21 protein-coding genes and 1 tRNA gene are annotated in these 24522 nt (G+C 36.7%); 13 read left to right on the top strand and 9 right to left on the bottom strand.

Features of this window, described 5'->3' with window-relative positions; all coding sequences use genetic code 11:
* The first annotated feature begins 174 nt into the window (after nucleotides 1-174).
* On the top strand, nucleotides 175-1485 hold the full coding sequence (locus BW946_RS19235; RefSeq protein WP_076597709.1) for a GEVED domain-containing protein: 1311 nt from the start codon (nucleotides 175-177) through the stop codon (nucleotides 1483-1485).
* A 97-nt stretch (nucleotides 1486-1582) separates the two neighbouring features.
* On the opposite strand, the gene BW946_RS19230 is transcribed toward BW946_RS19235, so the two are convergent.
* Both BW946_RS19230 and BW946_RS19225 read right to left on the bottom strand, forming a co-directional pair.
* On the bottom strand, nucleotides 1583-4924 hold the full coding sequence (locus BW946_RS19230) for a DEAD/DEAH box helicase (RefSeq protein WP_076597708.1): 3342 nt from the start codon (nucleotides 4922-4924) through the stop codon (nucleotides 1583-1585).
* A gap of 258 nt (nucleotides 4925-5182) precedes the next feature.
* Nucleotides 5183-5833: a GNAT family N-acetyltransferase gene (locus BW946_RS19225; protein WP_076597707.1), complete on the bottom strand. Its 651-nt coding sequence runs from the start codon at nucleotides 5831-5833 to the stop codon at nucleotides 5183-5185.
* Nucleotides 5834-6024: 191 nt separating this feature from the next.
* Here BW946_RS19225 and BW946_RS19215 point away from each other — a divergent pair, with 191 nt between their 5' ends.
* A complete protein-coding gene (locus tag BW946_RS19215; RefSeq protein WP_076597705.1) occupies nucleotides 6025-7182 on the top strand; it encodes an MFS transporter in 1158 nt (385 codons plus the stop codon).
* A gap of 354 nt (nucleotides 7183-7536) precedes the next feature.
* On the opposite strand, the gene BW946_RS19210 is transcribed toward BW946_RS19215, so the two are convergent.
* Nucleotides 7537-7779 carry a hypothetical protein gene (locus BW946_RS19210; RefSeq protein WP_076597704.1) on the bottom strand — a complete coding sequence of 81 codons (243 nt, stop codon included), beginning with the start codon at nucleotides 7777-7779 and terminating at the stop codon, nucleotides 7537-7539.
* 188 nt (nucleotides 7780-7967) lie between these two features.
* Here BW946_RS19210 and BW946_RS19205 point away from each other — a divergent pair, with 188 nt between their 5' ends.
* A complete protein-coding gene (locus tag BW946_RS19205; RefSeq protein ID WP_076597703.1) occupies nucleotides 7968-9275 on the top strand; it encodes a cryptochrome/photolyase family protein in 1308 nt (435 codons plus the stop codon).
* An 85-nt stretch (nucleotides 9276-9360) separates the two neighbouring features.
* Here BW946_RS19205 and BW946_RS19200 read toward each other — a convergent pair whose 3' ends face one another.
* The 6 genes from BW946_RS19200 to BW946_RS19175 all read right to left on the bottom strand — a co-directional run bounded on the left by BW946_RS19200 (nucleotide 9361) and on the right by BW946_RS19175 (nucleotide 16088).
* Nucleotides 9361-10056, bottom strand: a complete 696-nt coding sequence (locus tag BW946_RS19200) for an ABC transporter ATP-binding protein (protein WP_076597702.1) — start codon at nucleotides 10054-10056, stop codon at nucleotides 9361-9363.
* A complete protein-coding gene (locus BW946_RS19195; protein ID WP_076597701.1) occupies nucleotides 10050-11396 on the bottom strand; it encodes a DUF3526 domain-containing protein in 1347 nt (448 codons plus the stop codon). The genes BW946_RS19200 and BW946_RS19195 overlap by 7 nt, the downstream gene beginning before the upstream one ends.
* Nucleotides 11397-12842, bottom strand: a complete 1446-nt coding sequence (locus tag BW946_RS19190; RefSeq protein WP_076597700.1) for an ABC transporter permease — start codon at nucleotides 12840-12842, stop codon at nucleotides 11397-11399. It abuts the gene before it with no gap.
* A 3-nt stretch (nucleotides 12843-12845) separates the two neighbouring features.
* On the bottom strand, nucleotides 12846-15098 hold the full coding sequence (locus BW946_RS19185; protein ID WP_076597729.1) for a TonB-dependent siderophore receptor: 2253 nt from the start codon (nucleotides 15096-15098) through the stop codon (nucleotides 12846-12848).
* A 188-nt stretch (nucleotides 15099-15286) separates the two neighbouring features.
* Entirely contained in the window at nucleotides 15287-15640 is a 354-nt protein-coding gene (locus tag BW946_RS19180) for a hypothetical protein (RefSeq protein ID WP_076597699.1), read from the bottom strand.
* A gap of 376 nt (nucleotides 15641-16016) precedes the next feature.
* Nucleotides 16017-16088: transfer RNA gene (locus BW946_RS19175), tRNA-Arg, on the bottom strand.
* A 534-nt stretch (nucleotides 16089-16622) separates the two neighbouring features.
* On the opposite strand from BW946_RS19175, the gene BW946_RS19170 reads away from it, so the two are divergent.
* The 10 genes from BW946_RS19170 (at nucleotide 16623) to BW946_RS19125 (ending at nucleotide 24371) form a co-directional block, all read left to right on the top strand.
* Nucleotides 16623-17282, top strand: coding sequence for a MarR family winged helix-turn-helix transcriptional regulator (locus BW946_RS19170; protein ID WP_076597698.1), 660 nt, complete (start codon nucleotides 16623-16625; stop codon nucleotides 17280-17282).
* Nucleotides 17283-17328: 46 nt separating this feature from the next.
* Entirely contained in the window at nucleotides 17329-18819 is a 1491-nt protein-coding gene (locus BW946_RS19165) for a phytoene desaturase family protein (RefSeq protein WP_076597697.1), read from the top strand.
* 1 nt (nucleotide 18820) lies between these two features.
* Nucleotides 18821-19657 carry a phytoene/squalene synthase family protein gene (locus BW946_RS19160; protein WP_076597696.1) on the top strand — a complete coding sequence of 279 codons (837 nt, stop codon included), beginning with the start codon at nucleotides 18821-18823 and terminating at the stop codon, nucleotides 19655-19657.
* A 56-nt stretch (nucleotides 19658-19713) separates the two neighbouring features.
* Entirely contained in the window at nucleotides 19714-20178 is a 465-nt protein-coding gene (locus BW946_RS19155) for an SRPBCC family protein (protein ID WP_076597695.1), read from the top strand.
* Between the two features lies 1 nt (nucleotide 20179).
* Nucleotides 20180-20632, top strand: a complete 453-nt coding sequence (locus tag BW946_RS19150) for a sterol desaturase family protein (RefSeq protein ID WP_076597694.1) — start codon at nucleotides 20180-20182, stop codon at nucleotides 20630-20632.
* Entirely contained in the window at nucleotides 20629-21318 is a 690-nt protein-coding gene (locus BW946_RS19145; protein WP_076597693.1) for a lycopene cyclase domain-containing protein, read from the top strand. Before BW946_RS19150 ends, BW946_RS19145 begins: the two co-directional genes overlap by 4 nt.
* A complete protein-coding gene (locus BW946_RS19140) occupies nucleotides 21308-21856 on the top strand; it encodes a lipocalin family protein (RefSeq protein ID WP_076597692.1) in 549 nt (182 codons plus the stop codon). Before BW946_RS19145 ends, BW946_RS19140 begins: the two co-directional genes overlap by 11 nt.
* Before the next feature lie 25 nt (nucleotides 21857-21881).
* Nucleotides 21882-22472, top strand: coding sequence for a GTP cyclohydrolase II (gene ribA, locus BW946_RS19135; protein WP_076597691.1), 591 nt, complete (start codon nucleotides 21882-21884; stop codon nucleotides 22470-22472).
* Between the two features lie 48 nt (nucleotides 22473-22520).
* Nucleotides 22521-23957 (top strand): SDR family oxidoreductase, encoded by a 1437-nt coding sequence (locus tag BW946_RS19130; RefSeq protein ID WP_076597690.1) that lies wholly within the window; start codon nucleotides 22521-22523, stop codon nucleotides 23955-23957.
* Between the two features lie 114 nt (nucleotides 23958-24071).
* Nucleotides 24072-24371: a hypothetical protein gene (locus BW946_RS19125; protein ID WP_076597689.1), complete on the top strand. Its 300-nt coding sequence runs from the start codon at nucleotides 24072-24074 to the stop codon at nucleotides 24369-24371.
* Nucleotides 24372-24522: the final 151 nt, after the last annotated feature.

Here is a 24522-nt window from a genome sequence, read left to right as displayed (position 1 = left end):
GAAAGGGCTTTTTCTTGATAAAAGATTGATTATCTACGGATAAATCAAATTATTTGACATAGTTATCAGAGTTATTAATATTTTATTTTTGTTAAACTGACAAATATCATTACGTTGTTATTTTTATTCATTCTAAATAAATATAAATTTGTCTCAGGAAATTTAATAAAGAAAATGAAAAAAATAACTACTCTTTCTGGTATTGTACTTGCATCGCTGATGAATGCACAGCTGCAATACTGTATGCCAACCTTTCAGTATGGAGCTGACGGCAATATGATCAGCAATGTTACTTTCGGAACGATTAATAATTCATCACCAGTCAATTCCTCAAATGCACAAATTTATGAGAACTTTACCGCAATATCTACAGATCTGCAGCCGGGAAATTCCTATCCTATATCTGTGGAAGGACCATCCAGTACATTTCCCAGTGATGTAGTTGTTTTCATAGACTTTAATCAGAACGGAAATTTTGATGATGCAGGAGAAAGCTTTTATATCGGAAGACTTGGAGCAGCCAATCCAGCCAATGCTTTTACAATCAATACCACCATAACAATCCCTGCGAATGCTGCCAGTGGAAGTACAAGGATGAGAGTTCTTAAGAATACCAATGTTCAGGCTTATTCAAATCCGGCAGCAGCTAATTCTATAAGTTCAGCTTGTGACAGCAGTTTGAGAGCAGGACAGACAGAGGATTATACAGTCAATATCACAGGGAATACCCCAACTTTCCCTGCTCCTTACTGTGGTACTGAAAATATTACAAATTTGACCGTGAGTGAGATCAGTACGGTAGAATTTGCCGGAGTTGTTAGAAACAGTGCACTCGATGGGAATTCTGATGTACTTGAAAACTTCACAGCAACGGTTTTCAATGTCAACCGTGGGAATAGCTATCCTATAAGTGTTACAGGAGGTACGCATGGCCAGATTACCGTATCTGCCTATGCTTATATTGATTTTAACCATAACAATCAGTTTGATGCTGATGAGCAATTTAATCTGGGCTATCTGGATAACTCCAATCCGGTTCCTGGTCAGCAATCCGGAGTTACAACAGGCAATATCACCATTCCGGCAGGAGCACAGCTGGGAGAAACCCGTTTCAGATTGGTAAAAGCCTATGAATCCAATTCATGGATGGGAGCTTTGAAGAATCTTCCGTGTCCTTCAGATTGGTTTATTGGTCAGGCAGAGGATTATACATTAAATATTCAGCCTGAAAATCTTTCAACATCAGAAGTTTCCAAAGAGGCATCAGCCAAGGTGAAAATATATCCGAATCCTACCTCAGGTTCATTGACAATTAAAATGAAAGAAGGATTAGCGAAATATGAAATTTACAATATGTCCGGACAAAAGATGCTGGAAGGTAATTCTATGACGGTTTCTATGGAAAGCTTTGTTCCGGGAACCTATCTGATTAAAATTCAGACTAAAGATCAGAAAATAGTCACAGAAAAGATTATTAAAAAATAGACACATCATATCTAAATCATATCCATATCAATTTTTGTTTTTTAATCGACAGGTCCTTTACCTGTCGGTTTTTTTATTTGTCGGCTTTTAACTTGTATTACGATTCAGATGCCAGTAAATCCATAAGATCTTGCCTGGAAAGTCCCTGAAGCTTCTTTCCGTCCGTGGTCAGCAGATTCTGAGCCAGTTCTTTTTTCTTTTTCTGCAGCGTAAGAATTTTTTCTTCTACGGTATTGGAGCAGATCATTCGTACAGCAATTACATTTTTGGTCTGTCCTATACGATAACTTCGGTCAATAGCCTGGTTTTCGGCGGCAGGATTCCACCATGGGTCTACAAGGTATATATAATCTGCCTGAGTAAGATTGAGACCCACACCTCCGGCCTTTAGGCTGATCAGAAATATGCGGATATCCTTATTTTTCTGGAAATTCGATACTTTTTCCCCTCTGTCTTTAGTTTGACCCGTTAAATATTCAAACTGGATGTTGTGGCGCTCCAGTTCTGCCTTTATGAGATCCAGCATGCCCACAAACTGTGAGAAAACAAGGATCTTGTGATCTTTGGACTTCCCAAGGATCTGTTCCATCAGAATTTCGATTTTAACGGCATTTTCACCGGAATATCCCTCTTTCATCAGAACAGGGGAATTACAGATCTGTCTGAGCCTTGTCAGGCCTGTAAGGACATGCATACTGTTTCTGTTCAGATCATCGTCATCATTAGCCGCAATAAACTCACGAAGCTCTTTTTCATAGGCATCGTAGATTTTGCGCTGTTCCGTATTCATTTCACAGTAAATGACTGTTTCAGTTTTCTCCGGAAGTTCTTTGGCAACCTGCTTTTTGGTTCTTCTGAGGATGAATGGTTTTATCTTTTGCTGAAGTTCTATGGCACGCTTGCTGTATTCGAATTTATCAATGGGAATGGCATAAATATCTTTAAAATACTGTTTGCTTCCCAATAATCCCGGACAGGCAAAAGAGAGCTGGCTGTAGAGGTCAAAAGTGCTGTTTTCAACAGGTGTTCCCGTTAATACAATTCTGTTTCTGGATTGTAGCAGACGTGCTGCTTTATATCTTTCTGAATTTGGATTTTTAATCACCTGTGATTCATCCAGAAATACATAATTGAAATTAAGGTTTTTCAAAAACTGAATGTCCGAAAGAAGCATTCCATACGTAGTAAGAACAACCTCGTATTCAGGCATGTGAGCCGTTGTTTTTGGCCGGTCTGCACCATAATGAAGCAGAACTTTTATGGAAGGAGCAAATCTGTTCATCTCTTCCTGCCAGTTGAAAAGCAGGGAAGTGGGAACGACAATCAGGTTGGTGGTATGGCCTCGTTTTTCTCTTTGAGAAAGGATGAAAGCAATGATCTGGATGGTTTTTCCAAGCCCCATATCATCAGCCAGACATCCTCCAAAGTTGAAACTGTCAAGAAAATTAAGCCAGTTCAGACCGTCGTGCTGATAATCTCTCAGTTCAGCATTCAGATCAGCGGGAACAGCTACTTCCGGAATGTCTTTTACCTTTGAAAACTTTGTGGAATAGGAAGTAAGTTCTTCCTGAATTTCTTTGCTCAGGATTTCTTTTTCGAACAGTGCCGTCACCTCCGTAAAATTGATTTTCGGAATTTTTAAAAGTTCTTCATCAATTTCTCCTGCACGGAAGTAGGCGGAAATTTTTTCCATCCATTCTTCAGGAAGAATTCCCATGCTGCCGTCATCCAGCTGAACGAATTTACTCTTATTCCGGATGGCCCGGTGAAGCTGTTTCAGAGAAGCTTCTTTGGGACCAAATCTCACTTTCAGTTTAGCATTAAACCAATCCAGTCCGCTGGTAATCTGAATATTGATTTTTGCCCGATGAGGATTTAATTTATTGTTTTTTAATTCATTAAAACCAAGTATGATAATTCCTTCATTTCTCCAGGTTTCAAATGCGTCAAGAAACCAGTTGTTATCCAGAAACTTATCCCTGTGAAGGTAAAAATACTGATAGCCATCCATCTGTTCTTCAAAATCAGGATGCTGCTGCATCACCAATGAAGTAAAACGGGCTTCGGCTGATTCATTTCTTTCTATTTTAAAAGGATTTCCATTCTGATCCGTATCGAAGAGCTGCTTCCTGGAATACACCGGAACTTCTACATCACCGTATTTCATGACGGGAGTAATTCCTATATAATTTTCCTGCTGGCGAAGATAAATGACTTTTTCAGTCTGATAATTCTTGTCTTCAAGCTGTACTTTTGTTGCGGTCTGTATATAACTGTAATTTATATGAATACGTTCTTCTATAACAGAGAGGATGTTCTGCATAAACGCTTCATATTTTGAAGAATGAACCAGTAAAATTTCATTATTGGCCTTAAAGAACCGGATAATTCTGAGCATGTCCGGATCGTCTACAAAGCTGAAAATGTTTCGGTTATAGACGAAATACTCATTTCTGAGAACAATATTTTTAAAAGGAATGGAAATATCATTAAACAGCAATTCTCCGGTAATTTCAAAAAACGGATCTTTCTTAAATACAGATAATTGAACCTCCGCATCTAAAGTATTTAATTCAACCGGAAAAAGTGATTTTGAAGAAACTGTTTCTGCAATTTCCCGGTCGTGATAATAGACTTCCAGTTTCAGAGGATTTTGTACAATAAGTTTTAAAGCTTCCAGTTCTGACGGATTGTAATCTTCATTATAATTATTCTGAAAGGAGGCAATGGCAGTATAAAATTTAATGTCTGCAGGCTTTTCCGCTTTCCATATCAGCTGAAGGGCATCTATGGGACTAACCGGATTTTTTATTTTTCCTGTCTGTGTAATTTCTGCCTTCATCAGCGAAAACGTCATATGGTTGTAATAACGGTGCTTTCCGATAACCAATATCATCTTTTTACCTGTTTCCAGCATGGCCAGCTGGTCAAGTTGGGAAGAAGACTGAGGAAGAAGCTCCCTAGTCAGCATTACATCGTCTACAGGAAGCATTTCCTTGATCTTAGGCAGTATTTCAATTTTATCATCCTTGTATACCAGTTTAAAATAATGATCCAGATCCGGTTCATTTTCCAGGCCATATCCTTTGGCTTTAGTAAGAAAGGTCTTTTTGCGGAGTGCTTCATCAAAAAACAACCGGAAATTTTTATTCTCAATAATGCTGTGAATGACCTCTGTCTGATGAGAACAAAGCATGTTCTTTTCATTGTCGCAGGTACAGGAACAAATCAGGGTGCTGTTTATTTTACTGATGGTAACTGCCGGGAAATCCTGTAATGAAGACAGTTTGGTAAATATTCCTGTGTTGTTTTCAATAGCAGCCGGATAGATTTCACGGAAATCCGTTAATCCGATAAACGCGCTGTCTGAGGTATGTTTCAGCAGGTCATATACGGAAAGTGTACTGATATTGATCTTGTCAAGAATATATTCTGCCATAAAAATAAATGGAGACAAACTTACAAAAAACAAATGTATTTCAGCATCCGTTTTGGCTACAGCTTGCCCCATTTTGGCAACTCCCGTGTGGGTCCTGATGCTGAACTTTATCCTGTAATTTTAAACCAAGAAAAATGAAAACAATTTTTATAAGAGGTGCTTCTACAGGATTAGGAAAAGCAGCAGCCCAATTATTTCAAAACAGATAAAACACTTCTGAGTTACACGCAATCTTTCAATTAATACAAAACATCCGGTTCAAATATCTGGTGTTTTATTTTTTGTCTGTTTATTGTTTTTGTCCTGCTTTTGTTTTTCTTTGATCAAAGATTCAATCTTGCATTTTGCAGTTGTCCATTCATCATCTAAAATACTGTAATGTGCTGCATTTCTTGTACTTCCATTGCTGAGAACTTTGTCTTTACGTAAAATGCCTTCAAATACACCGCCGATCTTCTCGATTGCTTTTCGTGATCTGAAATTATCGTCTTTCGTTTTCAACTGTACTCTGTTTGTTTTCAATACATCAAAGCAGAAGCTGAGCAGTAGTAATTTGCATTCAAGGTTGATAGCGGTTCCCCAGAATTCTTTAGTGATCCATGTCCATCCGATTTCCAGTTTTCTGTCAGCAGGAAATATTTCAAAAAATCGTGTGGAACCAATCAGTTTTCCGGTTTCTTTATGACGTATTACAAACGGGTACTGATTCCCGGTTTCTCTTTCTGATAAGGCGAATTCATAGGTTTTATAGAACATTGTCTCTTCTGAACAGTCTGTAGGAATCAGTTTCCAGAGTTCTTTATCTGATGCGGCAGCGTATAATTCTTCAAAATGCTGTTTTTCAAGAGGAATTAATTCAACTGTTTTTCCTTCCAAAATAGTAGGATAGGGAATCCATTTTTCTTTCATGATTTATTTTTATCCCTCGAAATTAACAAAAAATGAATACCGGTGTTCAAAAAATCAGGTGATTTTCTACCAGATAAAGTCTGTATTAATGTTATTGGTTAAAATGGAACATAAAAATGACAAAAATGAACTACATTTTAATGACGTAACGTGTTTAAATTTGCAAAAGGAATTTTTATTACCCTGATATAATGAACGAGAGCGCACCTTTTAATGCAAAAATGCCGGCAGCCTGTTTTTTACTTTTCTTTGCCCATGGGCTTGTTTTTTCTTCTTGGGCGAGCCGGATTCCTATCATTAAAACGGCTCTTTCCATCAATGAAGCACAGCTGGGAACACTCTTGCTTCTTATGCCGATAGGACAGCTTTCCACAATGGTTTTGGCCGGAAAACTGATTAGTATTTACGGAAGCAGCGGGATTATTAAAAGATGTTTTTTACTCTATCCTTTTTTTCTTTTATTAATTGGTCTGTCCCCTTCTTACTGGACGTTAGGCATTGTTCTGTTCTTCTTTGGAGTTTCCGGTAACATGTGCAATATTGCTATCAATACGCAGGCTATTGAAATAGAATCTATCTCGAAAAGAACGCTTCTCTCTTCGTATCATGGAGCCTGGTGTTTTGCAGGTCTTACAGGTGCAGTAATCGGTTTACTGATGATTAATTTTCAAGTGGGAACTTTTTACCACTTTGCTGTTATTTTCATTTTGGTGGGAATCCTTTGGTTCTACAGTAAAAGAAACCTTACCAATATCATCCATAAAGCGGAGCCGCAGACCCGGTCCCTATTCAAAGCTGTGAATCCAACACTGTTTGGCTTGGGAATTATAGGATTTCTGAGTATGGCGATTGAAGGAGCAATGTTCGACTGGAGCGGGGTGTATTTTCAAACAATAGTTAAAGCACCTGAAAATCTTGTCATACTGGGATATACAAGTTTTATCTTAATGATGACTTTAGGCAGATTTATTGGAAATAAAATCATTGAGAAATATGGAAAAAAGATTGTTCTGCAATGTTGTGGCTTATTGATGAGCGGAGGTCTTTTTCTAAGTGTTTTCTTTCCGGAACTGTGGATCTGCATTATTGCTTTCATGATTATTGGCCTTGGAAGTTCATTAAGCGTGCCGTCCGTTTACAGTACCGTAGGAAAAGTGAGCACGGTAGCTCCAAGCATTGCTTTGTCATTTGTCTCCAGTATTTCGTTTTTAGGATTTCTGATGGGGCCGCCTCTTATCGGGTATATTGCAGAAAGCTTTGATCTTAGATATTCCTACGGTCTTTTTGCCTGCTTTGGAATTTTACTGGCCCTAATGGCGGGGCAGATGAAAGTATTCAGGAAGTCATAATGAATCTTTTCTGCATTGTTTATTGTTAAATCTATCATATTTTTTGACCTGTCCCTTTTAGCAATAATAGCTTCGACAGATCCAGCCTGACAACACTTAAAAATTTCGATTGGTATTCGGTTTGTCACCCTGAGCTTGTCGAAAGGCTATCAATAAGAAAACCTTCGTTAATCATTAATATCGAGTATTAATTAAAGGGATAGTCAATAAAATCAGACCCGTTATGAAAGCATTAATTCTTATCACTGCATTTCTTTTTTCAATAGTATGATTTCGGCAATGGAAACGAAAATCATGATCAGAGCCAAAGGAAGAGAAGCCAAATTTATCGGAATCTCATTGGGTCAGCACGAATTATAAAACCTGAAGCTCTTTAAACACTTCAATAATAGCTTCAATAAGCCCCTTGTCTATATCTTTTTCTGAAGCGGCATCCGGCAGAAGAGCCCTTAAGTCACCGTGATCATCACGCTCAATAATAACTTCAATTCCATTTACATCTACGTAAAGCTTATATCCGTAAGAAAATGTAGCGAGCTTTCCATTGAAAATCATGTCTTTACCCTTGTAGGTTACCGGTACTTCAAATTCTTCCATGCTTAAGCTTCTATTATAATTGGGGCAAATGTCGGAAAATTTTAATTCATATCATCATATAAACTGTAATGATAAAGTAGAATAATGTTAATTGTTAAAAATATTAATGTGCTAAAATCTGTATATTTATCCTTCGTTATGGAGTCATTCCAAAGCAGGAATGATCGATGAATTTGAATTAAGCTATTATGAAAGATACAATCACCATTTTCTGGTTCAGGCGTGATCTGAGATTGGAAGACAATATAGGACTTCACCACGCTCTGCAGTCTGATGCACCGGTAGTACCCATATTTATATTTGATACTGATATTCTTGAAAAGCTTCAGGATAAAGAAGACCGAAGGGTAGATTATATTCATCAGGCTTTGGAGAACATCAATATTTCATTGAAAAAATACCACTCAAAAGTCAATACGTATTATGGTAAGCCGATAGACCTATTCAGAAAATTATCCGAAGAATATACTATTGAAGGTGTTTTTTGCAACCGGGATTATGAACCTCATGCGATTGAACGTGATAAAGAAATCTATTATTTTTTTAAAGAAAAGAATATTCCTTTTAAAGCTTATAAAGATCAGGTGATTTTTGATAAAGACCAGATTATTAAAAAAGATGGTTCACCCTACACGGTTTACACCCCTTTTGCAAAGAAATGGCGGGAAGCCTTAACTCCTGAACATTATCAATCTGTTGAATTGGATTTTAAAAATTTCTTTACACAGGAATATTCTGAGATTCTTACTTTAACAGAGATTGGTTTCAAAAAAACGGATTTTGATTGTAAAAAGCCGTTTCTGGATGCCTCCATTATAGATAATTATGACCAATTTCGTGATTATCCGGCGCAGCAGCACACCACACAACTCGGAATTGCTTTACGCTTTGGGACCATCAGTATCAGGAAATGCGTGGATTTTGCCCTGAAGCATAATGCGGTATGGCTTTCGGAGCTGATCTGGCGTGAGTTTTTTATGCAGATTCTATATCATTTCCCTCATGTGGTTTCTCAGTCTTTTAAAATACAATATGACAATATCCAATGGCGGAATAATGAAGATGAGTTTAAACACTGGTGTGAAGGAACTACAGGATATCCGATCGTAGATGCCGGAATGAGAGAACTGAATCAGACGGGCTATATGCATAACCGGGTACGAATGATTGTTGCGAGTTTTTTATGCAAACATCTGCTGATCGACTGGCGTTGGGGGGAAGCTTATTTTGCCTTAAAACTGAACGACTACGATCTGTCTGCAAACAATGGAAACTGGCAGTGGGCCGCAGGCTCCGGCTGTGATGCCGCACCTTATTTCAGGGTTTTTAATCCTACCGCCCAGATGGAAAAATTTGACAAAGATTTACTGTATATCAAAAAATGGATTTCGGAGTGGGGTACCTCTGCATATCCTAAGCCAATAGTAGAACATGCTTTTGCCCGCGAAAGAGTGTTATCAGAGTATAAGAAAGCACTGACATCAATATCAGGATAAACAAAATGCCCGGTAACAAATTGTCACCGGGCATCAACCAATTGATATTTAATATGAAAAGTTACTTACCGAAGTAACGGAATCATCAGATTGTTTTCAGGTACAGCTCCTGTAATTCCTTTGCTGTAAATTCCTTCGAAGGTAAATTCTGTACGAGTTCTCCCTGTTTCATAATGCCGATGTTGGTAGCAACACTTACAGCATTGAAGATGTCATGGGTTGCCATTAAAACAGTTCTGCCTTCTTTGCCCAGCTGACGGACAATTTCTGTAAACTCTGCTGTTGCTATAGGATCCAGTCCGCTGGTAGGCTCATCCAGGAGAAGCACTTTTGCATCTTTGGCCAGAGCTATGGCAATACCTACTTTTTGCCGCATTCCTTTTGAATATCCTCCCAATGCTTTTTGATGGGCGGTTTCCTGTAATCCTGTTCGTTTGAGTAATGCGGATAATTCATCCTTCTGATAATCAAAACCTGCAATTTTAGAGAAGAAATCAAGGTTTTCTATTCCGGTAAGGTTAGGGTATAAAAGAACGGTTTCAGGAATATAAGCGAGATGTTTTTTTATTTTCTGAGGTTCCTCCTGCACCGAAACAGTATTAATAAACGCATCTCCGGAAGTAGCTTTAATGAGTCCCAGAAGGATATTAATAGTTGTGCTTTTGCCCGCTCCGTTTTGCCCGAGTAACGCAAAAATTTCTCCTCTCTTTATTTCCAGATTAAGAGAATGGAGCGCTGTAAAATCGTTGTATTTTTTATGTAGGTTGACCGTTTTTAACATAGTTTTCTGAATTTGTATTGTGAAAGGATGATAAATAAAGCAATAAAGATGAGATAAGGAAGAATGATCTGTATCCATTTAACAGATGAAGAAAATCTGAATACCTGTATGGTCTGTTGTGACCAGTTAATGGACTCTGCATTCTTTCCGGAGAAGATAAGAGGGTAGAAAAACAGCCGTTTTTGCTCATGAAATCTCTTGAGTGATGCAGCATATTGTAAATGATTCTGCATATCAGATTTCGCCAGATGACTTTCTGTAAGCTGGGTATGAAGATTCGGAAGAAGATAACCCAAATAAGTTGCCGCCTGATTCCGCTTTTGCATTTTTTCTGTGTATTGTTCCGATGATTTCGCAGATTCAAGATCTCCCATATGCTGCATGGCATAATACCAGGTCCAGGTGAATGCAGCATTTTCTTCCACGGTGAAATTTCTGTATTGGGGATAGGCTTTGTAGAATTTTTCCATGGTTGGCTGCTTAGCCTCATCCCATTTATTATGATAGCCTTCTCTCTGTTCCATCACTGCTTTAAGGGATTCATGAACGGGATAGAGCTTCTGTATCAGGATATTACTGCTCATCGGGATAATGAAATTGATTCCTACCCATACAGTCAGGAGAATTAATGCATTCTGAGCTGATGATTTCCGAAAGGAAATAATCCATCTGCAAAGGGCAAACCAGAATAAAATATAAAGCCAGCCGCTGATGATAAAAGCGATATAATAGAAATCTAAAGGTATTTTAATCCATACCGAAGCGATGATAATTAATGCAAGATAAACAACTGTCACAGCCAAAAGACGTATGAACATCTTATGATCCAGAAGCTTTTGTAAATTATTGCTCTGAACCGAAAGCAGCTTCCAGGTTCCTTTTTCTTCTTCCTCAGAAATCAGGTTATAGCAGAATGCCACAATTACCAGTGGAAAAAGGAAAACAACAACGAAACTAAAGTCAAAATTTCCAACTGCTGCATTGGCGGGATTATAAAAATCCGCATTATAACGCTGTTCTTCAAGATTCCTGATGGTAACCCCTTGAATAGAGGGATTTAAATCACGCATTCCGATATTTAAAGCTGCCAGTTTGGGCGTTTCATTCACCAGATTGAATTTAATATAATAAAGCACCAGTCCCAGATCATCTTTATGAAATTTTGTGTTTCTTTCTATACTTTCTTTCTGAAATGTTCCGCTTTTGGAGATGATATCTTCGTTTCTGTCCAGAAATTTTTTTCCGGTATAAATAGCCATCAGTCCGGCTATCAATAAAAACAGCAGTGCAATGATATAGGCTTTGTTACGGTAAAATTGGGTATATAAATAACGGTTCATTTAGATTAATTTTAATTTTCTTCCACTGAGTTCAATTGCAATAATGCAGACAGCCATCCATAAAACTAATGCCGCTGCGGGTACTGGCTGTTGTTTCATACTGTTCAAAACAGAAGTATACCGGTATTGAAAGTCCGGAAACTTTTCCCAGTTATGTTTGTCGATGACAGCAGGCGGTCCGCCGTTTTCCGGTTTAATATTGCTGATCTGCTCAATTTGTAAATCATTTAGATGCTGGGCCATCTGATAACGATACTCTTCTGCCTGTTCCTGAAACTGGTTATAAGAAAAGAAATCTGTACCTGTAGCAATCATGGAGAAGTTTTTAATAGCAATCGCAGGATTAATCAGTCCTGAAAAATCTGTCAGACTTTGCTGTTTGTTGTAAATGGTCTGCAATTCCTTTTGATGTCTGATATAAATCTGTGAACTTATTTTTTCTCCTTCCTTCATGACGAATCCTCCGTAATTGAAAGGAAGTTCATTGGTTGTTTTCACTTGATACCTTGCCAGTAAAGAATCTTTGATCTTTTTGAAATGCGGATCATCCGGATTATGACTGTCTCCCGATTTTAGAATATCCTTTTCCAGAGTGGTTTCAAAAGCAATACGGGAAGGAGCCGGATATATATTCTGTGCTGCAAACTGAATTCCTTTAGGCAAAACGATTATGAAAAGAAGCCAGAAACCAATAAGGCTGATCAACGCTGATGAGGTATTTTTACTGTTCGCGGAAACCACAACGGTCAACGTACAGATAAAAAAATAATAGATCATATAAGCAGGCAGGATAAATGATAAGCGTAATAGAATATCCGTAGAATTTGTAGTTTCTGACATTAATGCAGCCATGAAAACAACAGGAATAACCGGAATCAGAAAACAAAGAGAAAACAGCCAGAGTCCAAGAATTTTCCCCCAGATAATATCCCTTCCGGAAGCTCCCTGCACACTGATGATCTTTAAAGTGGCATTCTCACGTTCCTGTACAATTAATCCAAATCCTAAAAAAAGTATAATCAGTGGAACAATGCTCTGCAAAATAAATGCACTGCTAAATGCCCCGAATCTGACCAAAGTACCCGAACTTCCCGCTTCCGAAAGGTTGGCAGTATTCTGTTTATGGGCTTCCAGAAATATGACATTTCCCAGATAATCATCCAGTCCGTTATCAAAAATATTCAAAGGATGCCCGATTCTGAAAACCAGATAACCATAATGAGCCATACGGTGCGGATGCTTATCAGGTCTGTGTTCCCAGCTTTCCCTGACTGCTTTCCTGTATTCTTTTATTTTTGAAAAAGAGTCCGTGTATTTTGTATATCCTATGCCAATACTCAGCATACAGAACAGGATTACAGCAATAGTGGTGAGCAGATTCTGTTTTCCTTTAAACAAATCCTGCCAGGTTTTTCTCACCATCAGTTGTAAGTTTGAAATAGCCATAATTTAAAATTTATAAGTAGCAGTTAGTAAATAATTCCTTGGAGTTCCCGGAAATAATCTTAAGTAGTTCTGAGCCCCAATCCAGTATACTTTGTTCGTGATATTATTCAGATTAAAAGAGAGCTGGACTGTTTTTTTGGGAGTATAATATAAAGCAGCATCTATTGTAGTATAGGCAGGAAGTTCAAAACTTCTTGTGAACCATGGAACTTTAGAACTCTGATAAAGCATTCCGGCACCGATTCCAAAGTCTTTCAGGAATTCTATAGTTGAAAAATTGTAACGTGTCCAGATATTCACCGAATTTTTAGAAGTGTTTTCTTTGCTTTTTCCCACGAGATCACTGTTTGTATCATCCAGTATTTTAGCATCAATATAGCTGTAGCCTCCGTAAATATGCCACTGAGGAAGAATATGACCGGAAAATTCTGCTTCAAATCCGCGGCTTCGGTCTGCCCCGCGCTGTACAAGCTCATCAGGTTCTGAAGGATTATTGGCATTGATTAAAATATTTTTCTGGTAGATTTCATACACTGCAAGATTCAATGAAATCCTGCCAAAAAGCTGTGCTTTGATTCCCAGTTCTTTAAGATCAGAAGTTAAAGGTTTAAATCTTGCTGCAGATCCTGTAAGACTTGAAGTATTAGGCATCAATGTTACCGTATTGGACTGGGGCTGATAGCCTGTAAGATACGTTCCGTAGACATTGATATTATCGGTTAAACGATAGGTGATCCCGAATCTGTAAAGAAGTTTGTTATTATTAAAAGAGGTCTCATTGGTTTCTTTGAAATTGGTGATATCCTGAAACCATTCCTGACGGATTCCCGATAATATTGTAAACTTTTTCCAGGTAAAAAGATGCTGGAAATAAGCTGCATGGGTAGTCGTAAGAGCGGAAGTTAAAGGTGTGATTATATTAAGCGTATTAAAATCAGCACCCTGATAGTTGGCAGCACCCGGATTCAGATCAAATGGCGTAACATTAGGCTTAGGAATGATTGTTCCATTATAATTTACGGTTTGATATTCTGAAGCTTTTAAAGGATTATAAGAAGAAGCAATAGAACCGTTTTTCAAAAGAAAACCTCTTGCAGCATTTTGTTGTCCGCCTTTACGTTTTTCCCAGATCTGGTTATCATAGCCTATCAAGGCCTGATGCAGAACAGAACCGGTTTTGAATTTAAAATTAAAATAAGCATTAATGTTATCTGTTGCCCAGTTTTGTTTTCTCTGCACAAACTGCATCATAGCAAGGCTGGAAACCGGTTTATTATCCATATCAGGCACAAAAGAGTTAGTTGTTCTGTGTTCTTGCAGGTTTTCTCTCCAGTATTGCTTCATATAAGAAGCATTAAAACTGATGGATTGGTTAAAATGATGGGCAACAGTTCCCATTATTATGAGCTCTCTGGTTTTAAAAAAATCATCAGGAGCCCCCAGATTCAAAGACCTCGGAGTGCTGTACAAATCTGTTTTTCCTGCGACAGCCCCGAAAATAGGCTGTCCACGATCCAGATTTCCATGAAGATCATTGAAAATCATTTCCACATTCACGGATGTTTTTTCATTTGGAACAAAAGTGATAGAAGGTGAGATCAGAATACCGCTGTTCTTGACATGATCTCTGAATGAATGAGCATTCTGATACGCGCCGTTGAAACGATATAATAAGGTTTTGCTCTTATTTAAAGGACCTGTAAGATCTGTAGTGATACGATAAGTTTCAAAACTACCTCCCGATAAACTAATTTCGTGACGAGGGTTTGACAATGGCTTTTTGGTAACCATATTGATCGTTCCTCCGGGATCTACGCTGGACATGGTAATACTTGCCGGACCTTTAAAAACCTCCACACGTTCTATATTGGAAGTCATAGGCTGTAAAAAATAATATTGTCTTGTCCGCATTCCATTGATGATCTGGCCTTCCTCATTCTGGCTGATCCCGCGGATGTTGTATTGATTATAGTAGCTGGAAGGAGAAACTCCGTTTACATTTTTCATGACCTCTCCAAGCTGAAAAGCCTGACGGTCGGTGATCAGTTCTTTGGTAACGGTATTAAGTGTTAATGGTAGTTCTTTGTTTTTCATCGCAATTTTAGTGGCGGCAAAAGAATAGTCGGAAGTATAATCTTTGGATTTTCTTCCGATAACTTCAACGGTTTGAACTACTGTAGATAATGAATCTTCAGAACTGGATTGAGCATGCAGAAATGATGCTGATATGATGAAACTTACACTGAAAAGTTTCACAGGATTTAGGGAAATGCAATGAAATATTCCCAAATAATTAAAATTACTGGTAATCATGAACAGGGATGTACGGGCAGTGAATGTGCCCATTAATAAAAGGATATCCTTAAGAATATTAAGACTTAGGTATCCACGGAATTACAGTACAGACAATAAAATCTGTAAACAAAATATTAAGACAGCATAGATTATGCTGCCACAGAGAATACGGCTGGGGGAGCTCTGGAGCTGAAAAAGTCCAGAAGACAACGATATGAAATGGCTTTGGGTTGTGGCATTTCATCATCATTGCTCGCGTTAATGGAAAAATCTAAATTCAAAGGTTCAGGGAGAAGAATATTGGCCATATGCATATGAAGTACACACTGACATTCGTCGTCCTGTGAAAAGGTAGGAATTTTCTCTTCTTTTGAATCCTTTTTATAAATTACTTTACTTTTGGCGTGCCTGTGGTGATCAAGACATGTGGTAACACCACTGACATTTGAAATAAATATCAGGAGTAAAGAAAAGACAAAAAAGACTCTGAGAAATTTTTGCATAATTGGAAAACAAATGTACAATTAAATTTGATAAAAATTGAATCGTGAAGGAAAAGTAACTGATGTTTTTAGTTTTCACTTTGTGTAAAGGTAAATAAAAAAGTCTGACATCACTCTACTTAAGCAATTATATTCTCTAACTTGCTTTGCTATAAATCAAACATTTTCATAAAATAAGGGATGAAATTCAGGTATTGTTTACCTGCAATTTATTAAATTAGAAATAGTTTTTACGATATGACTGAGATCATATTCGATGATGTAGACACTTGATTATATTTGGGCATTGAAAATTTCATATTTCTGACAAATTACAGTATAACCTTCCGATGAATCGGGAGGTTTTTTAGTTTTAATGGCTGAGGCTTTTGATTTGCAGCCCCACTAGGAATCGAACCTGGATCTAAAGTTTAGGAAACTTCTATTCTATCCATTGAACTATAGGGCCTTAGCTTAAATCATAAAATTACAAATTATTCACCGGAATAGTTTAAACTACTGAGTGTTTTATATATTTTTAAGAATTACTGTCCGATAAAAAGTATAAATACATTTAAAATATCAATATTTACGGTATGAATTAACAGGCCGCTCCCCCGAAGCTGTAATTTTAGAACAAATACTTTCTATTAACAGTCAGTTCTCATAAGAACTGGATTTGATCCCATCAGGATCTGCTGTTAGTAGAAAAAACGAAGTCCCGTAAAAAATAAAGCTCCGGAGGAGCGATCTGTTAATAATGCTTTAATTTAATCAGACAAGAATGATTTTTAAGATATATTTTCAACCATAAATAGTTTAATAATCTTTCCATTTTTATATTAAAGTATATTTATACACTTTAATATTTACTCATTTTTTTTGTTTATTTTTAAATTAATATATTAAAAAACAGTATTTTATACTTTTACTTGATTAAAAAAAGTATATTAATGTACTTTATCTCATTTTTTAAGTATATTTGTGTGCTAATTTGTTTGCTATGAATTTTGATCTAATAAAATCAGTTGTAGAAATTGTTCAGCAATTTGTAGAAGAAAATGAAGAAAAAGCTATCTATAGCAATGATCTTCATGGTTTTACAGAATGGATCAAGGCTTCTCAAAAAACGAATTCTGAGATACAAGATCCGGATTGGATAGGAAGAGAACTGGGAAGAAGTTCTGATAGTGTCATCAATACATTATTAATAAGAATGAGCAGGTATGCAAAATCCTACTCCCGTTCTGCAATGAATAATTCAGTTTTCTCAAGCCAGGATGATTTTATATACCTCATAAGCCTGAAAACAATGGGACCAATGTCAAAGATGGAATTGATAAGGTATAATGTACATGAAAAATCTTCAGGGATCCTTGTTATTAATCGCTTAATAAGTAATGGCTGGGTAGAGCAGGTTGCCTCTCAAAAAGATAAAAGAATAAAGCAAATTCAGATCACCGAACAAGGATTGATAATATTGAATAATCACATGGATGAAATTCGAAAAGCTTCTCGGTTAGTAACAGGAAATTTAAATCAATCAGAGAGAATGCTGCTCATTTCTATCCTGTCTAAACTGGACGAATTTCACTATTCTGTGTACAGAATGAATCTGGAAACAAAGGATCTGATTGATATTGCCTGTAAAAAACTTAACTAAGCTCAGTCAGTCTTAAAAGCTCTGTAAAACTATTAATTAAATAACAATGGATACTGGAAATTCAAAGAAAAAGATCGCGGTTATAGGTTCAGGATTTTCCGGACTTTCGGCGGCTGCATATGCTGCAAAATCAGGAAATGAAGTACATGTATTTGAAAAGCATAATCAGCCCGGCGGCCGGGCGAGACAATTTGAAACAAATGAAGGATATATCTTTGATATGGGACCCAGCTGGTATTGGATGCCTGATATTATTGAAAGTTTTTTCGCTGATTTCAATTATAAAGTTTCTGATTTTTTTCAACTGGTTTCTTTAGACCCTCAGTTTGAGATGGTTTTTTCAAAAGAGAAAATTTCAGTTCCTGAGAAAAATGATGAAATCCGCGAGCTGTTCGAAAAGATAGAGCCGGGAGCAGCTGTTAAGTATGATAAATTTATGCAATCAGCAAAATTTAAATATGAAGTGGGAATGAAGGAATTTGTTAACAAACCTTGTTACAGCTGGCTGGAGTTTGCTTCTTTAAAAATTGCCGGCAGTGCCCTCAGGCTTGATCTTCTGAGTAACTTCCGAAAATATGTATCAGGGTATTTTTCTGATGAAAAATTAAGGTCTCTGATGGAGTTTCCTGTTATTTTTCTGGGAGCTTCCCCGCAAAATATTCCTGCTCTTTACAGTCTTATGAATTACGGAGGCTATGTTTTAGGAACGAAATACCCGATGGGAGGCTTTTATCAGCTTGTTTTGGCCATGAAAAAAGTAGCAGAAAAACAGGGGGTAACTTTTCATTTTAATCATGAGGTTCAGAAACTTTATACTCAAAACGGAAAGATTTCCTCAATAAAAGTAAATGGTAAAGATTATGAATTTGATGCAGTCATCGCTTCATCAGATTATCATCATACGGAAACATTAATTCCTAAATCCCTCAGGAATTATAATAATGCCTATTGGGAATCAAAAACCTTTGCTCCTTCATGCTTAATTTATTATCTGGGAATCAAAGGAAAAATTCCCCATTTGAAACACCATACTCTTTTCTTTGAAAATGAACTGGACGATCATATAAATTGTATTTATAAAAATAAAAAATGGCCTTCAAAACCGCTTTTTTATACATGCTGTCCTTCAAAAACAGATCCGGGAGTAGCTCCTGAAGATTGTGAAAACCTTTTCTTGCTTCTGCCTCTGGCGCCGGGAATACATGATGAAGAATCTCTCAGGGAAAAATATTTGATGAATATGCTTGAAAGAATTGAAAAGCATACCGGAGAAAGCGATCTGGCATCAAGGATTGAATATAAAAAGAGCTACTGTGTAAGTGATTTTATTGCAGATTATAACGCTTATCAGGGAAATGCCTATGGCTTATCCAATATTTTATCCCAAACAGCGGTGTTAAAACCTAAAATAAGGAACAGAAATATCAGTAATCTCTTTTATACGGGGCAGTTAACTGTCCCGGGTCCCGGAGTACCACCATCAGTTATTTCGGGAAAAATTGTAGCATCTGAAGTTAATAAACTAAAACTAAATTAATATGAAAAAATTGTTTGATGAGTTGTCTTGTGAGGTAAGCAAGTATACTACACGGAAATACAGTACCAGTTTTTCATTAGGAATATTAGCATTAAAACCATCCATCAGATCTGCTATTTACGCCATTTATGGTTATGTACGTCTTGCAGATGAAATTGTTGACAGTTTTCATGGCTATGATAAAGAAAAGCTGTTGAAAAGGTTAAAAGCTGAAACCTATGATGCATTGGAAGACGGCATTTCAATCAATCCTATCCTGAACTCATTCCAGGAAACAGTTCGCCAATATGATATTGATATCCAGCTTATCAATCAGTTTTTACACAGCATGGAAATGGATCTGCAGAAAATAGATTACAATTCTGATCTCTATAATGAATATATCTACGGCTCTGCCGAAGTGGTAGGTCTTATGTGTCTGCAGATATTTACAGGAGGTGATAAACAGCAATTTGAAAAGCTTAAACCATTCGCCATGAAGCTGGGGTCAGCTTTTCAAAAGGTGAATTTTTTACGTGATCTGAAAGATGATTACCAGATTTTGGGCAGAACGTATTTTCCATCATTGAATATGTCTGTGTTTGATAATACCGTTAAAGCTCAGATTGAAAAAGAAATTGAAGAAGAATTCAAAGAAGCCCTGCAGGGAATTAAGAAGCTGCCCGGGTCTTCCGTTTTTGGAGTATATCTCGCATACAGGTACTATCTGTCATTATTTGAAAAAATAAAGAAAACAAGTTCGCAGAATATTCTGCAGCAAAGAATCAGGATTGCCAATTCACAGAAATTATTGGTAGCATTCAAAAGCTATATAAGATACAAATCTGCTTATTTCTGATAGCTCCTTTGTTTAGAAGAATGTTTTTAGAATTTATAAATCAATAAAAAATAACGATGTACAGATTATACAGAGAACAGCATTTGAACTGTGATATTGAGACAGCATGGAAATTCTTTTCCTCTCCTCATAATTTATCCGAAATAACACCTAAAAGCATGAATTTTGTGGTTCTTTCAGATATACAGGACGGATCTATTTTTGAAGGCATGGAAATAGATTATACCGTATCTCCTGTATTGGGAATTCCAATGAAATGGAAAACGATTATCAGTCAGGTAAAAGAAGGCAGAAATTTTACAGACTTTCAGAAAGAAGGACCTTATAAATACTGGAATCATTTACATGAGTTCATTCCAGATGAGAATGGTGTATTAATGAAAGATACTGTATATTATGAACTTCCATTAGGGATTTTTGGAAGGATAGCTCATAGTTTATTTGTTAAAGAAAAGCTCAGAGGTATTTTCGATTTCAGATACAAAGTATTGAATGAACTTTTTAACCACAAACACAATTGACATGAATTTTCTGGTTGTTTTGCTTGTTTTTATTTCTATGGAAGGGGCTACGTGGCTTATTCATAAATATATTATGCATGGTTTTCTTTGGAGTCTGCATCGTGATCATCATGATCACAGCCATAACGGAAAACTTGAAAGGAATGATCTGTTTTTTTTCATTTTTGCAAGTCCCGCTATTGCCTTATTGTATTTAGGCGTAAAGCAGGAATTCAGTTACTGGTTTTTTATTGGTCTCGGAATTAGTCTTTACGGAATGGCTTACTTCTTTGTGCATGATATATTTATCCATCAAAGAGTAAAAATGTTTACAAAAACCAAAAATCCCTATTTCCTTGCCATAAGACGGGCTCATAAGCAGCATCACAAACATTTGGGTAAAGAAGAGGGAGAGTGCTTCGGATTTCTGTGGATTCCTGTTAAATATTTTAAAATGTATTTCAATAAAAAATGATGCCTTATACTTACATACTGATTAATTTTTTCACTGTCATCATCTGCTTTTTAGCCTCTTTTGACAGGAGGATACAATTTAACAAGCTTTTTGGAAAGTTTCTGTTGTCATCTACAATCGTTGCAGTTCCCTTTATTATCTGGGATATATGGTTCACCGCAAAAGGAGTATGGTGGTTTAATCTTAATTATACATTAGGAATTAAGATATCAGGGCTTCCTCTTGAAGAATGGCTGTTCTTTTATTGTATTCCTTTTTCTTGTGTTTTTACCTATTACTGCCTGGAGAAATTTTTTAATATGAATGGGGCTAATGCTTTTAATAATCTCATTGTATTTACCTCCGTCATTGTTCTCAGTGTAACAGGGTTTCTTTATTATAACAGAATTTATACTTTACTTACGGTAATTGTAACCCTATTCACGCTTTGCTATCTGCATTTTATTGTTAAAAAAGAATGGATAGGAAAGGCCAGCTTTGTATACCTGCTATTAATGCCCGGATTTTTTGCAGTGAATGGAATCCTGACAGGATCTTTTATTCCGTCTCCAGTTGTAAACTACAATCCTGATGACTTTTTAGGCATCAGAATAGGAACCATTCCTGTTGAAGATGCTGTTTATGGTTACAGTCAGTTTTTATTAAATATTTATTTCTTTAAAAAAATAACTAAAAATGAAAAATAAAATCATTCTTACATTACTATTAAGCTTTGGGCTTCTAAACATTTTTTCATCCTGTTCTTCCATGCCTGAAAAAGCACAGCCTGTGAGCCAGTTTGATGTCAACAGATATTTAGGAACATGGTATGAAATTGCCAGATTCGATTATCGCTTTGAAAAAGACCTTGATAATGCAATCGCTCAGTACAGCCTTAATGCAGACGGAAATGTAAACGTGGTCAACAGCGGATATAATTTTAAAAAGAACAAATGGGTTTCTGCCAATGGTACTGCTAAATTCAGAGGAGAAAAAAATGTGGCTGCTTTGAAGGTCAGTTTTTTCGGGCCTTTTTATGCCGGTTATAATGTAGTTGCCCTGGAAGAATACAAGTATGCCCTGGTTGCAGGGAAAAATTTAGACTATCTCTGGATTCTTTCCCGTGAAAAAACCATCCCGGAAAATATAAAAAAGAATTTTATTTCCAAAGCTCAGGAAATTGGCTATGATACCTCTAAGCTCATCTGGGTGAAACAGAATAAAAAAAATCCTTTTGACAAATAAAGCTTTAATTTTAAACTCTAAACCTATGCTCAAAATACAAGCTCAATCAAAAATACCTACTGATTATGGACTATTCACAGTTTATGCATTTTCAGAACATGAAGAAGACTGGAGTCCAAATTTGGTTCTGGTAGCAGAAAATACAGATTTTGATAAGACAGTTAATGTACGTTTTCATTCAGAATGCATTACCGGAGAGGTTTTCCATTCTAAAAAATGTGAATGCGGGCAGCAGCTTGATGCCGCAATGAAATATATGTCTGAAAACGGAGGCGTCATTATCTATCTCCGCCAGGAAGGTAGAAATATCGGAATTATTAATAAGCTCAAAGCGTATGCTCTTCAGGAGCAGGGGCTGGATACCGTTGAGGCTAATCTCAAGCTGGGTCTTCCCGCTGATGCAAGGAACTTTGATGTGGCCGTGGAAATGCTGAATCTGCTGAGCATCAGAAAAATTAATCTCTTAACGAATAATCCTGATAAGATTAAATCAATAGAGAACAGTGAAATGATACTCAATAGCAGAATTCCCCTAGAAATAGATCCCAATGAAGTTAATGAAGGTTATCTTGTTAAAAAAAAGGACTATTTTGGTCATCTCTTGGAAAAAATATAATAACCATCAGGCAGACACAATGATATAAACCTGTGAAATCCAATAATTATGGAAAAAATACTGCTTACAGGAGCTACCGGCTATATTGGTAAAAGAATGATCAGTGTAATTGCTGCACAGGGATATAAAGTAGTCTGTTGCTGTAGAGACGTTAGTCGTTTTACCAGAAACATGGATATCGATGAACAGCTTATTGAAGTCATTGAAGTTGATTTTCTCAAGCCGGAAACACTTAAAAATATTCCTGAAGATATTGCGGGTGCTTATTATCTGATGCATTCTATGAGCAATTCTGCTGATTATGAAGATTCAGAAAAAAAATGTGCCTCTAATTTTTCTGGTTATATAGAAAAAACACAATGTAAACATATTGTGTATCTTTCAGGGCTGGTGAATGAAAAAGAACTTTCAAAGCATCTGAACTCCAGGTATGAAGTTGAAAAAATCCTTATGGAGTGCAGGGTTCCCGCAACCGTTCTGCGTGCAGGAATTATCATTGGATCAGGAAGTGCTTCGTTTGAGATCATCAGAGATCTTGTTGAAAAGCTGCCCGTCATGGTAGCTCCTAAGTGGCTGTATACCAGATGTCAGCCGATAGGTATTGCCAACGTTCTGGATTTTCTGATTTTTGTACTCTTTAAAGAAAATGCTTATCAGAAAAACTTTGACATTGGATGTGATGATGTGCTAACCTATAAAGAGATGTTGTTACAGTTTGCAAAAGTAAGAGGTCTTAAAAGAACTATTTTTATACTGCCCGTAATGACCCCCAGATTATCTTCCTACTGGCTCTATTTTATTACTTCAACTTCTTATAATCTGGCAAAAGCACTGGTTGGGAGCATGAAAATAGAAGTGGTCTGCCGTCCTGAAAGTCTTACTGAAATTAAATTAATTACCGGCATTCAGCCGTTTTCGTACGATACAGCACTGAAACGGACTCTTGCAAAAATTCAGGCCAATGAAATTATATCCAGCTGGAAAGACAGTTTTATCAGCAGCCGTAATGATTCAACATTAAAACAATATCAGGACGTACCGAAATATGGTTGTTTTACAGACCTCAGAAGTGAAGAATATGATGATAGGGAAGCTTGTATGGATCGTGTTTTTGAGTTAGGAGGAACTCATGGATGGTACGGGCAGAGTCTTTGGAAAATAAGAGGATTATTTGATAAAATGGTTGGCGGCCCGGGATTGAGAAGGGGGCGCAGGCATCCTACAGATCTTATAGAAGGTGATGCACTGGACTTCTGGAGAGTACTGTATGCCAACCGTAAAGAAGGAAAACTCATCTTATTGGCGGAGATGAAACTTCCGGGAGAAGCATGGCTGATGTTTAAAATTTACAGAAATAAAATCTGGCAAAAAGCTGTCTTTCGGCCAAAAGGTGTTTGGGGAAGGTTGTATTGGCTGATGGTACTGCCATTCCATGGATTTATCTTCAAAGGAATGATTAGAAGACTCAGTGGAAAGCAAAAATAAAATTCTCACTTAAAAAATTCTACAAATTTCAATTTTGGGAATATTTTAACATAGTATGTATTTTTTAGGCATGAAGGTTGTTTATTTATATACCAAATACTTAAATATTATATTATGAATAATTCAGATTACAACAAAGCGGAAAAAGCGGTAAACGAAACAGAAAACACTTTAAAAAATGCAGCAAATGATGCAAAGTGGAAAGTGAATGACTTAGCAGATAAAGCCAGAGATTATATCAATGAAAAAAGAAATAGTGATGAAGAAGCAACACAGGAAGATTGGCTGGAAAGAGTAAAATCAAATATTTCCGACACTTGGGATGATATTAAAGATAAAGCGGACGAGGCTTGGGAAAAAACAAAAGATGCTGCAGAAGATGTAAAAGCCGAATGGAGAAAGAAAACAAATTAAGGTTAGTTTGATGAATGACCAGAACTCTTAAAGTTCTGGTCATTTATTATTTTATATGACACTATCCCACAAAGTGTGTAAGTTAAAAAGTCAGGGCTTGGATTTTATAATCTGAGCCTTTCTTCAAAAATAAGCATAAATTGGTTGAGAA

The organism is Chryseobacterium sp. RU33C, from assembly GCF_900156015.1.
GTDB lineage: Bacteria > Bacteroidota > Bacteroidia > Flavobacteriales > Weeksellaceae > Chryseobacterium > Chryseobacterium candidae.
Note: the sequence above shows the minus strand (reverse complement) of the source record. Positions and strands in the feature narration are given on the sequence as shown.

Coding starts and splice junctions, on each gene's coding strand:
- BW946_RS19235 (WP_076597709.1), top strand. CDS start 175: ATGAAAAAAATAACTACTCTTTCTGGTATTGTACTTGCATCGCTGATG.
- BW946_RS19230 (WP_076597708.1), bottom strand. CDS start 4,924: ATGGCAGAATATATTCTTGACAAGATCAATATCAGTACACTTTCCGTA.
- BW946_RS19225 (WP_076597707.1), bottom strand. CDS start 5,833: ATGAAAGAAAAATGGATTCCCTATCCTACTATTTTGGAAGGAAAAACA.
- BW946_RS19215 (WP_076597705.1), top strand. CDS start 6,025: ATGAACGAGAGCGCACCTTTTAATGCAAAAATGCCGGCAGCCTGTTTT.
- BW946_RS19210 (WP_076597704.1), bottom strand. CDS start 7,779: ATGGAAGAATTTGAAGTACCGGTAACCTACAAGGGTAAAGACATGATT.
- BW946_RS19205 (WP_076597703.1), top strand. CDS start 7,968: ATGAAAGATACAATCACCATTTTCTGGTTCAGGCGTGATCTGAGATTG.
- BW946_RS19200 (WP_076597702.1), bottom strand. CDS start 10,056: ATGTTAAAAACGGTCAACCTACATAAAAAATACAACGATTTTACAGCG.
- BW946_RS19195 (WP_076597701.1), bottom strand. CDS start 11,396: ATGAACCGTTATTTATATACCCAATTTTACCGTAACAAAGCCTATATC.
- BW946_RS19190 (WP_076597700.1), bottom strand. CDS start 12,842: ATGGCTATTTCAAACTTACAACTGATGGTGAGAAAAACCTGGCAGGAT.
- BW946_RS19180 (WP_076597699.1), bottom strand. CDS start 15,640: ATGCAAAAATTTCTCAGAGTCTTTTTTGTCTTTTCTTTACTCCTGATA.
- BW946_RS19170 (WP_076597698.1), top strand. CDS start 16,623: ATGAATTTTGATCTAATAAAATCAGTTGTAGAAATTGTTCAGCAATTT.
- BW946_RS19165 (WP_076597697.1), top strand. CDS start 17,329: ATGGATACTGGAAATTCAAAGAAAAAGATCGCGGTTATAGGTTCAGGA.
- BW946_RS19160 (WP_076597696.1), top strand. CDS start 18,821: ATGAAAAAATTGTTTGATGAGTTGTCTTGTGAGGTAAGCAAGTATACT.
- BW946_RS19155 (WP_076597695.1), top strand. CDS start 19,714: ATGTACAGATTATACAGAGAACAGCATTTGAACTGTGATATTGAGACA.
- BW946_RS19150 (WP_076597694.1), top strand. CDS start 20,180: ATGAATTTTCTGGTTGTTTTGCTTGTTTTTATTTCTATGGAAGGGGCT.
- BW946_RS19145 (WP_076597693.1), top strand. CDS start 20,629: ATGATGCCTTATACTTACATACTGATTAATTTTTTCACTGTCATCATC.
- BW946_RS19140 (WP_076597692.1), top strand. CDS start 21,308: ATGAAAAATAAAATCATTCTTACATTACTATTAAGCTTTGGGCTTCTA.
- ribA (WP_076597691.1), top strand. CDS start 21,882: ATGCTCAAAATACAAGCTCAATCAAAAATACCTACTGATTATGGACTA.
- BW946_RS19130 (WP_076597690.1), top strand. CDS start 22,521: ATGGAAAAAATACTGCTTACAGGAGCTACCGGCTATATTGGTAAAAGA.
- BW946_RS19125 (WP_076597689.1), top strand. CDS start 24,072: ATGAATAATTCAGATTACAACAAAGCGGAAAAAGCGGTAAACGAAACA.